Source organism: Streptomyces griseoruber, from assembly GCF_001514205.1.
Lineage (GTDB): Bacteria > Actinomycetota > Actinomycetes > Streptomycetales > Streptomycetaceae > Streptomyces > Streptomyces griseoruber.
Genome location: NZ_KQ948771.1, coordinates 162,172 through 174,990 on the forward strand (window position 1 = coordinate 162,172; position 12,819 = coordinate 174,990).

Below are 12,819 nucleotides of genomic sequence, written 5' to 3' on the forward strand. Positions count from 1 at the left end.
TCAGTCTCCCCAGGCCCGGGGCCGGGTTGACGTGCCCAGCCGGGTGGCGAGCCCCAGTCCTGAGGCTGCCGTACCGCCCGCGAGGACGGTCCGGGCGAGGCGCGCGGCCTCCTCCGGGGTGCCGTCCGCGTCCGGCACGAGCTCCGGGAGTACCTGGTGCAGCGCGTGTTGCGCGCTGAGCGGGCGCCCGGCCTTCTCATGGTCGATCGCGAGGTCGATGTACTTTTTGGCGGTGTGCAGCCGCTTGTGCACATTCCGGCGCGGCATGTTGAGCGGGATCGGGCCGGCCACCCCAGCCGGGTCGGGCGTCTGACCCTTGTCGATCTCGTCCGCCGCATAAGTGAAGAAGATCTGCAGCGCGTTGATCAGCGGCATGGGCTCCTCGAGGCACCCCAGGCAGAGGGCCTTGATGTTCCAGGAGCACATCGGCTTGCTGTGCGTACAGTTCCAGTGCTTCAAAAGCCGGACCGTTCGAGCGAAGACCACCTTGGTGTCCTCGATCGCCTGGAGCACCATCCGGGTGTGGGTGATCGGGTCGGCGCGGTCCCACTGGTCCGTGATCTTCGTGTTCGGGATGTTCAGCCCACGACCCGAGGGGTGCGGGAGCGCGGTCATCACGTCCGCGGTGAAGTCGACCTGCCCCGGCGTGACCGGGTCGCCGAATCGTACGAGGACGGCGCGGCGGCGGCCTTCTACCTCGATGGTGAGATTGTCGAACTCGTCATCGAGGTCCTCATGGATCACCTCGCGGACCGTCTCCATGAGGTCCAGGGCGCTCTTCCTGCCGGGGCCGTAAGGCTCGGCGTCCTTCTTGGTGAGGACGACGCCGAGGTCGACGTCGGTCAGGGGGGTGTTGGCGTCGCCGTGCGCGACGCTCCCGTTGTAGTAGGTGGTGGAGCCGGGGAAGGCCCGGCGCGCGGACGCGGCCAGGAGGCGGCGGCGGCGCTTGGCCTCAGCGAGTTCCTCGTCGGTCACCTGGATCTTGCGGCGTCCTTCGTCGAGGAGCTGCGCAAGGCTCTCTTTACGAACCATTGATACCTCCTTGCGCTGGTGGGAGACGAGACTTCGGCCCCCCACCAGCGCGAGACGTTCCTACTTCTCGCGGCGGACACCCTTGAACGGAGTGCCGCCCGTTTTCCCGTCCATGAAGCGGCCGTTCTCACCTCGCTTTGTCCACGTGGCGGTCCGGGGATTGAGAACCTGACTCCGCCGGGAGACGCTGCCGCGACGGAAACCCTTGCCAGTGTTCGTAGCCATGTGCCCACCACCCTTCGTCATCGACGCTCAGCCGATTGCAAGATCGATATCGATACCGATCTTGCAATCAGGAGGTTAGAGGAGATGATTCGACTTTCGCAAGTGGTACCTGATGTGTAACCATGCGCGAGAGAGGAGGAGATCGTGAACGAGCGGATTGCAGCAGGACGGTTTGACGCGGTCGCGTTTCACACAGCCCTGGATCGCACGCGTCAGGAGCGCGGCCTTCTCTGGAAGGACGTGGCCCAGCAGGCGGGAGTCAGTGCTTCGACGCTGACGAGATTGGCTCAGGGGCGGCGGCCCGACGTGGATGGGCTCGCAGCCCTCGTCACATGGGCCAATCTGAGCGCGGATGATTTTGTTCGCCGGACCGACGAACCGCGCAGTCAAGACACGTTGACCAAAGTGGCTACACATCTGCGGGGCGATCGCAACCTCACTCCGGAGGCCGCGGAAGCCCTCGAAGCTCTGATCACCGTCGCCTACAACCAGTTGGTGACCGATCAGCCGGAGTAGGGGAGCTCCCTATGTCGTTGCGTCATGGCTTCAAGGCTGAAGCCAACCGCTTGGCGGTGCAGATGCGGAGGGAGTTGGGACTCCACCCCGCCGCACCACTTGCGCCTGCGCAACTCGCTGAACACTTGGCGATCCCGATCAAGACCTTCAGCTCGGCAATCGCGCATGACGCTCGCATCGAGCGACTCCTCACGACCGAGCGGGAATCCCTGAGCGCCCTCACTGTGCACGCGGGACCACGCCGCGAGATCTGGGTGAACGACTCCCATGATCCGGGACGTCAAAACAGCTCAGCCGATCATGAGATCGCCCATGCTCTCTTGATGCATCCACCCGGTCCGGCGCTTGACCTTCTCGGTTGTCGGCACTGGGACGGTGTGATCGAAGGGGAAGCGGATTGGCTGGCGGGAAATCTCCTCATCACAAACGAGGCGGCCTGGTCCATCGCCAGGAAGGGGACGAGTCCTGAGACCGCGATGCTCGCATACGGAGTCAGCAGGAGCATGCTGACCTGGCGCATGAATATGAGCGGTGCGAACGCCCGTCGAGGCCGATCGGCTAGTTGAACCGCCCTCTCCTCCCGTCTGTGTAGACGCTGATCGTCGACTCTTCGGGCATGCGGGTGGCGAGGTGATGTCCTGGGAGATTAGGGGCAGCGCCCTGCGTGTGGAGGTCTGAGCGCCCATTACCGCGGCCGCCTGCCGCCGGTGCGACGGTGCGCGTCGTTGGGGCGGTCGATGTGGCTGGTGGGCCGGGGCTCGGCAAGGCACTGAGTTAGTCGGCTGCTCGGGTGATCTCGTCGGTCCAGGGGCATCGCGTAGGGAAGCGGAGCCAGCGGCGGCAGGGGTGACCAGCTGTGTTCAGGGACTTCCGGTCCGGTCATCTCCGGCAAACCGCTCCGCTCCGCTCTGCTGACGACGTACATATCCATAGGCAGTTGGCCTTTGCCCGCGGAACGGGTGAAGGAGGCCTGGTGGAGTGCGGCGATCTGCCACAGCAGGACGCAGGGTGTGAAGCGTCCGTCGTGAAGAGAGTCGAGGGCGCCGATCTCCACGAGGCGATCGGCGACCGGTGTGCTGGGAGGTAACAGGTTGATTCTCAGGCCGGTCGCCTCAGTTCTCGGGATCCGCGACAGCGTCAGATCGGCTGGCTGCCCGCTGCTTCTGATTGCCCTTGGGCAATAGCTCCCAGTGCAGATCTCCTGAAGCGGGGGCCATGCTCCAAGAGGTCAGGAAGCTTGCCAATCGGTCGAGCACGGAGAACAGAGCATCAGGAACGAGTCCACACTCACGCGCGATCCGGTCCATGTCGGCACACCCGCGACCCGTCGAGAAGTCGGTGTGCGCCGCAAGGCAGAGAACGGTCAGCCGCAGAGACGGGTCGCCGACGTCCCCACAGCCACCTCGCCCCATACGCAGCGCCCAGTCGGCAGCGCTCCTGCGGTCTGGACGTGCGGGGCTCTGAGTAAATAACACGCCGTCGAGGATGTGGGCGCCTACCATCCTGTCGGTAGAACCCCAGGCAGCTGGCCTTCTGCGGAGCCATCGGGCCTGCTCCAGTTCACGCCACGGGAGCGGATTGGGGCCAAGGCGAAGACTGCGTAGGACCCCAGTCGGCAGCCGGACCTCCCCCTTGGAGTCCATGCGCAGTGCACACTGCACGGCCAGCAGTCGGGTTGCGGCCCCCGTGTGGCTCGGGAGGGCTGCGGCCAAGTAGCTGAGCATCTCCCGCACGCGAATCTGGTCGCCCGGCCCTCTGGATCGTCGTTGGCGACGCCGCGAGGCTCCGCCTGACGCTGCCACGGCCACATGTAGGAAGGTTTCCGGAACCACGGCGGCCTGCGCCGTCACCGACGCGCAGGCCGTACAGGCGTCAGCAAGACGCCAGAGCCGCCCTCCCCGCTCGCGGGCGAGGAGCAGACGGACAGGGCCGGCACAGCCGCGGTGACGGGGATGCCAACGGCAACCTCGCTCGTGGCACTCGCAGGTGCGCATGTATGACGGCAGGGCGTCGCTCCGGGCATGTCCGGCCAGATGCTCGAGCGCTGCGGAGCGCGCGGATACGTCGGCGAGCAGCACGCCCCGGTGGTCGCACTGCTGACACACAAGCTGCGGTCCGCCAGAACCTGGCCGCAGCTCAACAGTCCAGGCACGCCGCGCTGCCGAGCGTGTTGTGCAAAGCCTCATAGGGCGCGCGCTCCTCCCAATCCTGCTTCCGCGCTCGTTGTCTGCTCAAGAGAGCGACGGCCGCACACGGTAGTGCAGACCTCTGCCCTCGCGCCCGCGCTGCGACCTGGAGAAATAGGGCAGAGGTCTGCACTGACAGGGCAGGGGTCTGCCCCGTCGGATGGTCGGGTGACGATCTTTCCGCCCGATCCGGACTTCGAGGCGCTCCGCCTGGAGCTCGCGCGCCTGCGGGCGGCCCGAGGATGGAGCTATGACGAGCTCGCCGCCCGTAGTGGGCTCGCCAGACGGACTCTTATCGAGATTGAGCAAGGCCGCACGATCGGGACTCTGAAATCCTGGCACGCCCTCGCGCACGCCCTGAGCACCCCTGTCGACGGCCTCTTCGTCACCCTGTGCAACGGACACGAGCCTCCCGAGCAACCCGACGACTGACCGCATTCAGGGCGAAGTTCACCAACGCTCGAACGGGTGACTCCACGTGAACGCACGATCGCATCCTCGAAAACCAGTCTCACCAGATGCGGCACTTCGGGGGACACGTACGGTACTGGCGACGGCTGGACGGCGTGTCGACTGACAGATTCGCTCGCATGCACTCCACACCCCCTTCTCCGCAGCGCTGGGATGGCAGCCGCGTCCATGTCCGTGCGAGGCGTTCCCTACGCGTCAGCAACGACAGCGCCAGTCGTCTCCTGCGATGCGGTCAGATCGACCGCTGCCGGGACTGCGGCAACCGCATCGAGTGGTATCACCGCACCAACGCCCGGCCCATCCGCCTGCACCCTCACGAGCTGCCGGTCGAGAGGGTGCCCGCCACCTGCCAATGGCACGTCAGCTGCGGCGTCGCTCATCCGTCGGGCGACGGCAGCGGGTGGTGCCGCCTGCCCCACGCCAGGCTGTGCCCTGCCCGTCACGATCTTCCAGCTGTACCCGAATTGGCAGGACTGCGCCGCGCTCTGGCAGTCAACACCCGCCGCCTGATCGACACCGGTGCATTCCCTTCTCCACCCACCCCGCCGAACACTGAAGCCCCGCCGATGGCTACCTGTCGGCCGACCCGCCCCGTCGTCCAACTCCTGTACATCCGCTACCTCGCCAACCGCCCGGTGGACGAGATCCAGTGCGTCGCCCAGACCCGACGCCGCCGCCGCTGCACAAGTCCTCTGCTCACAGCAGAGACTCAGGCAGGCGTCTGGACCCTTGTGCCCGTCCCCATAAGGCACGGTCAGTTTCCTCTGCCTGGAACAGCCATGGCCGTCTACGCGCTCACTGGCCTGCCTTATGCCGAGCAGCTGCGTTGGAGGGCTCAACGCTGCCCCGAACACGCCGCCATTCCCACAGCTGCAGACGTGGCGGTGACCGAGTGGGAGTCCTTCGATCCCCTCATCCACCACGAACACATCCACACCCGGCTCCCGACGCTCACCCGACGCCAAGCGCCTGGTGGCCGGAACAGGAAGGCGACACGACCGTGACAGCGCACCACGCGATTGAGATCACCCTGACCCGGCCTGCCACCGACTGTGAACTGCGTCGTGCTCGTCGTGTCGTGGCTCTGGCCGGAAACAACGACAGCACCCGACTGCTGACTCTGCAACGCGCAAAGACTCCAGGGCGTGCGCTGCGAACACTTCGGCGTCAACTCGATGCCGTATTGCCCATCGATGTCCTGACTGCCCATTACCCAGACAGAGAGGGCTGTGTCCTGCTGAACTTCGCTCTCAGTCACCACGCCCGCGCCACCATCGGCCGAGCTGCGGAAGCCTGCGGCCAACGGCCCCGGGACTTCTTGAGGCAGACCGTGACCGACGCTGTTGCCCAGCACAAAGAAGATCGCGTCCGCCGGCTGATGACCCGGTTCGAGGGGATGTTGGCCCTGCACTCCCCGGAAGAACTCCTGGCCTGTGCAGCGAGCACCTTCCTCAGTCATGACAACCGCCTGCCCAGCGGCCGCAGCCAGTCCTGCTCCACCCCTTCTTGAGGAGCCGTTGTGCCCATCCCGACCGACGAGCAGGTCCAAGCCTCCGACACCTTCCGAGCAGGGCACCACCTTGTTCTGCAGGCGGGGGCGGGTACCGGCAAGACCACCACCCTCGCGATGCTCGCCGCCGGCACCAAACGACGCGGTCGCTACCTCGCTTTCAACAAGGACATCGCTCGCGTCGCCGCTGATCGTTTCCCCCGAACGGTGATGTGCAAGACCGCCCACGCAACAGCGTACGCAGCACTCGGCCACCGCTATGCCGGCCGACTCAACGGCCCTCGCCAGCCCGCCTGGAAGACCGGCCAAGCGCTTGGTATCACCCGGCCCATCCGCATCGGCGATCACGAAATCAGTCACAAGACGCTCTGCCACACGGTGCTACGCGCCGTGACACGCTTCTGCTACTCCGCGGACCGTGCTCTGGCTCGCCACCATGTGCCGCACCTTCGCCGCCTGACCACGCGGGCCGAGCACGCCCAACTCGTCGACGAAGTACTACCGTTCGCAGCCAAGGCATGGGCCGACCTGCACATGTTCGACCAGGGCGAGGTCCGCTTCGAACACGACCACTACCTGAAGATGTGGGCCCTGACCCAACCCAAGATCGAAGCGGACTTCCTCTTCCTCGATGAAGCTCAGGACACCAACCCCGTTCTGGAACAGGTCTTCAACGCCCAGCGAGACCACGCCCAACTTGTCATGGTCGGCGACTCGGCCCAAGCCATCTACGGATGGCGCGGCGCCCGCGATGTGATGACCGACTTCGACGCCGCCGCTCACACTCTGACCCGCTCCTTCCGCTTCGGCCCTCTCCTCGCCGAACAAGCCAACCGCTGGCTCGAACTCGCGCAGGCACCCATCCGCCTGACCGGAAGCGAGACCATTCCCACCGAGGTCGGACACGTGGCCAACCCGGATGCAGTGCTGTGCCGCACCAACATCGGCGCCATGGCCGAAGTCATGCGCCTCCTCTCCGAGGGGAGCCGCGTCGCCCTGGCCCGCGGAGGGCACACGCTCGCCTCGCTGGCGCTCGCCGCTCGCGACCTCAAGGAAGGACGCCGCACCAGCCACCCCGAACTCGTCCTCTTCGCCTCCTGGGGCGAAGTACAGGACTACGCAACCTACGATCCGGCAGGAGGCGACCTCCAGCCCTTTGTAGACCTCGTTGACACGCACGGCCCCGACGCCATCCTGGCCGCAGTCGACGAACTCACCGACGAGGACCACGCCGACGTGACCGTGTCCACAGCTCATAAGGCCAAGGGACGTGAATGGGCAACCGTCCGGATCGGCGACGACTTTCCACCTCCCAAAGACACCGACCAACACGACGCCGAGGGCCGTCCCATCCCGGAACCCGTCAACGACACTGACGCCCGCCTCGCATACGTCGCCGTCACGCGTGCACGCTGCCGACTCGACCTAGGCGGATTGTCCTGGATCGACACACATCCTGCGGCTTCAAGTTCTATGGCGGTTGCGGAACTCAACCCAGCGCACCGCTCCCAGCAACCACGCCGCACGCCGAGTACCACGAGTTGTAGGGCTTGATCGATTTCGCCACCCTGGACCAAGGCCGCGTCGACCTCGGCACGAGGCTGGTGGAAGACTCCTACTTGGTTGGCAGCCTCCACATCGATGCGCGTCAGACGTGCCTTGAAAGGCTCATGGACATCGCGGCCGACCCCCGCGAGATTGCTCTGGCACGGCAGGACGCCATCACCGGTGCCCGCAACCTGGTCGTAGACCTGCCGGTCGAAGTACAACGGCGCACGTTCCTACTGGCCAAGGAGTATGCACTAGAAAGGCGGGATGGAAGCCACCTCGACGGACGAGTGACCGGTAGTCCCCACCCGCTCAGCTCGTTTAAGTTCTCCGGCGGTTCGGCGTCGCTCCGCGGCAAGGGGCTACGGCTGGCTGAGGTGTCCGCCACTTACCCCGAGGACCACGTCAGGGTACGCGACCAGGCAATCAGTCTGCTCTCCGAACAGGACACCGAGATCCTTGATGATGCAGCCATGACGCTGTCTCAACTCCCGCACGACGTTACGTCGCCAGGCGGGCGCGGTCCTCTGCATGCGTCATCCCTCTCGGCACCGGGAGACGATCCTGCAATTGGCGCGTGACGGAGACTTTCGTGTGCGCCGCGTCTTGGCGGAAGCGGCAGCTCTGGCGGCCCAGAAAGCAGCCAAACTATCCGCAGAAGTCCTATAAATCCTCGCCCGCGATGTCCGGCACAGCGCTCGCGCAGCCTCCATCGGTGCCCGGTACTGGAAGCGAGGAGTGCCTAGCTGATTCCTTCCTACACCCAACAACACGGAGCACGAGGCCGCCGAGCGCCTTCCGCGGGGAGTGTTCCGCACGCTGTACCAGTCCAGTCTCTTCTCCCTCCAGTGCCCGGTCTGATATGCGGGCGGCGGGCCAACCGTATAGGTGTATCTGCAGGTCATCGAAGAGGTCGCGCCGCGCTGGGCAAGCGCTGCCGTGGGCATGAGCGTCCGCGTGTCCTGTCTCCCGCTGGCCGCCTAGATCACAGCTCGACGACGTCGTGACCGCAACGATGACGGAGGCCTGCACAGCGCTGGCCGCCACACCACGGCCCGTGACGGCGCGGATGTCCGGGCGTTGCTGGACCAGGCGCTGAGGGGCGCGGAGATCACTCTCCCGGGTTCTGCCCCGCCGGAAGCTGGCGTGGGTGCGGATGGGGGTGCGGGTGCGCGTGGCGGCGCGGATTGATCGTGCCCGACGCCAGCTCGTCCGCCGTCAACGGGGCGGCGTGGTAAGGGCCTTCGTGAGCAACGACGGGTGAGCGTTTCTTGGCCAGTTCCGGGTGGCGCTCCTCCAGTGCCGCGCGTGCGTCGAGGGTGCGGCGCCAGTGCGCGATGTACTCGGTGTTGCCCTGGTGGGTCCCGTCCCAGGACTTGGGCGCGGCGTCGGCGGTTGCGGGCAGCCGCGCCTGGCCGAGCAGGGCAGCGCCTGCGGACGGCAGGCGCCGGGTCGGCCGACCGCAGTCGGCGCATGGGGGCGGGGGCGCGTCGGGGCCGCTGACCATCGCCTCGAAGCGGGTGCCGCACGCGCAGGCGTAGTCGTAGATTCGCATGGTGACCGTCCTTGGGCCGGGGGCAGGCGATGCCCGCCCCCGGCGGTGTGTCATCAGGAGTAGAAGGCGGGGGTGACCTTGAGCTGGGTGATCTGCTCCTCGTCGTGCCCGAACACCACGGTGGCGTTGGTCCGCTCGGCGATGCTGCGGATCTTCTCCACCGAGGCGAACCACTTTCGGCTGTCGTACACGACTCCGGCACCGACCGACGGGGGGCCGTAGCTCTCGGAGCGGTAGACGGCGTCCGACGTGAAGATCATGGTGCCGCTATCGGGGAGGTCGACCTGCAGGGACATGGTGCCCCAGGTGTGGCCGGGGGTCTGCAGCAGGGTGACCCCGGGCAGGATCTCGGTGTCGCCCTCGACTGTCTCGAAGTTCAATCGCGCATAGTCGTTCTTCACGTGGGCGCCGAGGTTGTACCCCTCGAAGCCGAAGGCGCCTTCGTACTCGTCCTTGCTGCAAATGACCCTCGTGCGTGGAGCGTCGTTCCACAGGTCGGCCTGGCCGGCGTGGTCGAAGTGCAGGTGGGACAGGACGAGATGATCGATGTCGTGGGGCTCGTAGCCGAGTTGCTCCAGCCGCGAGTCCAGCCACTGGTCCTCGGTGACCTCATCGACGGGGAAGTACTCCTGCAGGCCTGTCGGGGCCCAGCGGGTCTCCCAGTCGCGGGGCACACCGGCGTCCCAGAGCAGCTTGCCCTCGGGGTGGTCGATGAACACGCAGTGCGTGGGCACGCCGACCCAATGCGCGGGTCTGTTCTTCTCTGCGCGCGACGCCATCACCCTGGAAGGGTCCAGGAGCAGCCAGGTGAGGTCGGCGTGCATGGTGCCGGTCGGCAGGATCTGCAGCTTGATGTTGTCCGGCATGGTTCATGTCCTCAAAGTCCGTGGCGGGGACGGGGGTGGAGTGTTCCTGGAGGTTCGCGCTGTGCGGGTGGCCGCGCCGGTCACGGGCGTTCTCCCGTGCCCGCAAAGACCCGTACGGTGCGGGCTGCGAGCCGCGGAATGATCTCGGTCTTGCCAATGGTCTCGAAGTGATCGGTCTTCAGGTGGGCGTCGAAGCCGGCGGCGTCCACGTACCGCTCCAGGACGACGACGTGGGCCGGATCTTCCGCGTCGCGGAAGTACTCGTAGCTGATGTTGGCCGGTTCGGTCCGGCTTGCCGCGGCGAGGCGTGCGATGTGTCCGAGCACCACTTCCTCGGTGCCTTCCCGCAGCCCGTAGTCGGCGATGACCTGGAATCGTGCGACCTGCTGGGCGTCGATGCCCACCATGGCGTTCTCCCCTGGCAGTCTTCTGTGTTTGTTGTCCGTGCGATCAGGGCGCCTGCCGAGCCCGGACGACTCGACGGGCACGGTCGAGGTCAGCGGCCCCAGATGGAGGTACCTCCGTCGACGGTGAGCACGCTGCCCACCACGAAACCGGACTCTTCGGACGCCAACCAGACGATGGCGTCCGCGATCTCCTCGGGCTCCGCCATCCGGCCGACAGGAGCACGGCCGTCGAGCGAGGCCCGCAGGCTCTCCGGGTCCGGCGACTCGGCGAGCATCTTGGCGAAGTAAGGCGAGTTGACGGTGCCGGGCGCCACGGCGTTCACCCGAATGCCCTGGCCGATGTGGTCCACCGCCATGGCCCGGGTCAGGGACGCGATGGCCCCCTTCGACGCCACGTAGGCGGCGCGGTCGGCGATGCCCTGGGCCGCCGTGTACGAGGCGACGTTGACGATGCGGCCGCCGGTCTTGGCGAGCTCGGGGATGGCGTACTTCGAGCAGAGGAAGACACCCTTGGCGTTGACCGCCATCACACGGTCCCAGTCGGCTTCCTCGATGGTCTCGACGGTGCCCCGGAACCCGAAGCCGGCGTTGTTAACCAGGACGTCGATCCTGCCGAAGGACTGCACCACGGTGCTGATCAGCGCCGCGACCCGGGCACTGTCGCTGATGTCCACAGACACCGCCTTGCCTGGCGTCTTCAGCTCGGCGACGGTGTGGGCGGCCGCGCCCTCGTCGACGTCGGCTGCGACGACCGTCCAGCCGCGCTCGGCGAAGCGCAGCGCGGTCGCGCGGCCGATGCCGCTGCCCGCGCCGGTGATGATGACGACCTGTCCTTGTCCACTCATGCCGGCTCCTGCTCCTTCGCGAGGTCGATGATCTGACGCAGGACCGATCCCGCGTGGAGGTCGTCCATCGCCTTGTTGATGTCGGCGAGGGCGATGTGGCCCGTGATCAGCTTGTCCAGTGGCAGCCGGCCTTCGAGGTACAGGGCGGCATAGCGCCTGATGTCCTCCGCGGGGTCGCCGGAACCGAGGTACGAGCCGATCAGTGAGCGCGCCTCGGTGACGAGGGAGAGCGGCGAGATGGTCAGCTGCGTCGCGGGGTGCGGCAGGCCGACCGTGACGGTCCGGCCGCCCGGACGCGTCAGGGCGATCGCCGTCTCCAGCGCACGTAGGTTGCCGGTGCACTCGACGACGAGGTCGTAGCGTGCGTCGGCGGCGACCGCGTCCTGCGGGGTGAGCGAGCGCGTCGCACCGAAGCCCCCGGCCCGGGTGAGCTTTCCGGGCAGGACATCGACCGCGAGGACCGCTGACGGCTCGGCGCTGGCGGCGATCATCATGGCGGCGAATCCGACACCGCCCAGACCGACTACCGCGACCGACTCCCCGGGCTTCAGTCCGCCGGCGTTGAGCACGGCGCCGCCGCCGGTCAGCACCGCGCATCCGAGCACGGCGGCGACGTCGGCCGGCACCTCGGGCGGAACGACCACGAGCGAGGCGATGTCGACGATGGCGCGGGTCGCGAACGACGACACGCCGCCGTGATGGTCGATGTGCCCGCCGCGCCAGCGCAGCCGTCGCCCGCCGCCCAGCATTTCACCGCGCGCGTTGGCGGCGCTCCCGCGCGAGCACAGGGCCCATCCGGGGCTGGTGCACGCCTCGCAGGTGCCGCAGATCGGGAGGAAGGTCATGACGACGCGGTCACCGACCGCGACACCGTCGGTGTCGGGCCCGCAGCGCACGACGGTGCCGCTGCCCTCGTGGCCGAGCAGCATCGGCACGACGACCTCACGGTTGCCGTTGACGCGGGAAAGGTCCGAGTGGCAGACGCCTGCCGCCTCCATGCGGACCTCGACCTCGCCCGGTCCGGGCTCGTCGAGTTCGAGCACGTCCACCGTGATCGGGGTCGACTTCGACCACGGCTCGGCGTCACCCACCCGTTCGAGGACTGCGCCTCTGATCCGTGTCATTGCGGACCATCTCCCTTCACCTTCGTGCTGTGTACATGTCGGTTCGCGGACGGATGCGCCGAGGGCTTCGCCGGGTGCGTCCGCTGCCTCTCCGTGATGCGTCATTCCGCGGCGTCAAGGCCGGACGACGGCTCTTGGGTCACGGGGGTCAGGGGCAGGCGCCGCTTCAAACAGAGTGAGTGGGCAGCCGGAGGTTCTGGACGAGCTTCGACCCTCGGCAGCCATATGACCGTAATACCGTCACAGGCAATGTCAAGAGACCGGGATGGATCCCGTCAAGGATTGACATCGAGCGAGGCCAGCGTGGGACTGCGCGGCCGCCCCAGGGAGGCGCGACAGGGATGCTCTGAGCCCTCTGGAGCGTATCCGTATTAGGGCAGAGGTGTTGGCCGCCTCCCTCTAAACCGCCCGGGGCAGGGCTCAGCCCGGACGCGCTAAGGGGCGGCGCAGCCTTCGGCGGACAGGACGCCGAAGGCTGCACAACCGAAATGTGGAACTCCGCTAGGGTCCCCATATGCAGCAGGGGGCAGGGGG

General features: G+C 66.9%; 13 protein-coding genes. 7 read left to right on the plus strand and 6 right to left on the minus strand.

The genetic code is table 11. The annotated features are described in order from the left end of the window. Entirely contained in the window at nucleotides 1-1,032 is a 1,032-nt protein-coding gene (locus AQJ64_RS23075) for a type 2 periplasmic-binding domain-containing protein (RefSeq protein WP_055632751.1), read from the minus strand. 369 nt (nucleotides 1,033-1,401) lie between these two features. Here AQJ64_RS23075 and AQJ64_RS23080 point away from each other — a divergent pair, with 369 nt between their 5' ends. The 7 genes from AQJ64_RS23080 (at nucleotide 1,402) to AQJ64_RS23100 (ending at nucleotide 8,069) form a co-directional block, all read left to right on the plus strand. Then, nucleotides 1,402-1,773, plus strand: coding sequence for a helix-turn-helix domain-containing protein (locus AQJ64_RS23080; RefSeq protein WP_240512534.1), 372 nt, complete (start codon nucleotides 1,402-1,404; stop codon nucleotides 1,771-1,773). Nucleotides 1,774-1,784: 11 nt separating this feature from the next. Next, nucleotides 1,785-2,339 (plus strand): ImmA/IrrE family metallo-endopeptidase, encoded by a 555-nt coding sequence (locus tag AQJ64_RS46290; RefSeq protein WP_079061889.1) that lies wholly within the window; start codon nucleotides 1,785-1,787, stop codon nucleotides 2,337-2,339. Nucleotides 2,340-4,127: 1,788 nt separating this feature from the next. Beyond that, nucleotides 4,128-4,391, plus strand: coding sequence for a helix-turn-helix transcriptional regulator (locus tag AQJ64_RS23085; protein ID WP_055632752.1), 264 nt, complete (start codon nucleotides 4,128-4,130; stop codon nucleotides 4,389-4,391). A gap of 158 nt (nucleotides 4,392-4,549) precedes the next feature. Next, on the plus strand, nucleotides 4,550-5,434 hold the full coding sequence (locus AQJ64_RS51060) for a DUF6083 domain-containing protein (protein ID WP_079061890.1): 885 nt from the start codon (nucleotides 4,550-4,552) through the stop codon (nucleotides 5,432-5,434). Beyond that, a complete protein-coding gene (locus AQJ64_RS23090; protein ID WP_055632753.1) occupies nucleotides 5,431-5,940 on the plus strand; it encodes a hypothetical protein in 510 nt (169 codons plus the stop codon). Before AQJ64_RS51060 ends, AQJ64_RS23090 begins: the two co-directional genes overlap by 4 nt. A gap of 9 nt (nucleotides 5,941-5,949) precedes the next feature. After that, the gene (locus tag AQJ64_RS23095; protein WP_079061891.1) at nucleotides 5,950-7,494 is read left to right on the plus strand and encodes a UvrD-helicase domain-containing protein; all 1,545 of its coding nucleotides are present in this window, start codon (nucleotides 5,950-5,952) and stop codon (nucleotides 7,492-7,494) included. After that, on the plus strand, nucleotides 7,491-8,069 hold the full coding sequence (locus AQJ64_RS23100) for a hypothetical protein (protein WP_055632754.1): 579 nt from the start codon (nucleotides 7,491-7,493) through the stop codon (nucleotides 8,067-8,069). The genes AQJ64_RS23095 and AQJ64_RS23100 overlap by 4 nt, the downstream gene beginning before the upstream one ends. A 530-nt stretch (nucleotides 8,070-8,599) precedes the next feature. Here the strand turns inward: AQJ64_RS23100 and AQJ64_RS23105 are convergent. From AQJ64_RS23105 to AQJ64_RS23125, 5 genes are all read right to left on the minus strand, one after another. After that, nucleotides 8,600-9,043: an FmdB family zinc ribbon protein gene (locus tag AQJ64_RS23105; protein ID WP_063788678.1), complete on the minus strand. Its 444-nt coding sequence runs from the start codon at nucleotides 9,041-9,043 to the stop codon at nucleotides 8,600-8,602. Between the two features lie 53 nt (nucleotides 9,044-9,096). Then, nucleotides 9,097-9,909, minus strand: coding sequence for an N-acyl homoserine lactonase family protein (locus AQJ64_RS23110; RefSeq protein ID WP_055632755.1), 813 nt, complete (start codon nucleotides 9,907-9,909; stop codon nucleotides 9,097-9,099). Nucleotides 9,910-9,989: 80 nt separating this feature from the next. Then, nucleotides 9,990-10,316, minus strand: coding sequence for a putative quinol monooxygenase (locus tag AQJ64_RS23115; RefSeq protein WP_055632756.1), 327 nt, complete (start codon nucleotides 10,314-10,316; stop codon nucleotides 9,990-9,992). Between the two features lie 89 nt (nucleotides 10,317-10,405). Beyond that, a complete protein-coding gene (locus AQJ64_RS23120) occupies nucleotides 10,406-11,161 on the minus strand; it encodes an SDR family oxidoreductase (protein ID WP_055632757.1) in 756 nt (251 codons plus the stop codon). Further along, nucleotides 11,158-12,285: an alcohol dehydrogenase catalytic domain-containing protein gene (locus tag AQJ64_RS23125; RefSeq protein ID WP_055632758.1), complete on the minus strand. Its 1,128-nt coding sequence runs from the start codon at nucleotides 12,283-12,285 to the stop codon at nucleotides 11,158-11,160. The genes AQJ64_RS23120 and AQJ64_RS23125 overlap by 4 nt, the downstream gene beginning before the upstream one ends. Between the last annotated feature and the right edge of the window lie 534 nt (nucleotides 12,286-12,819).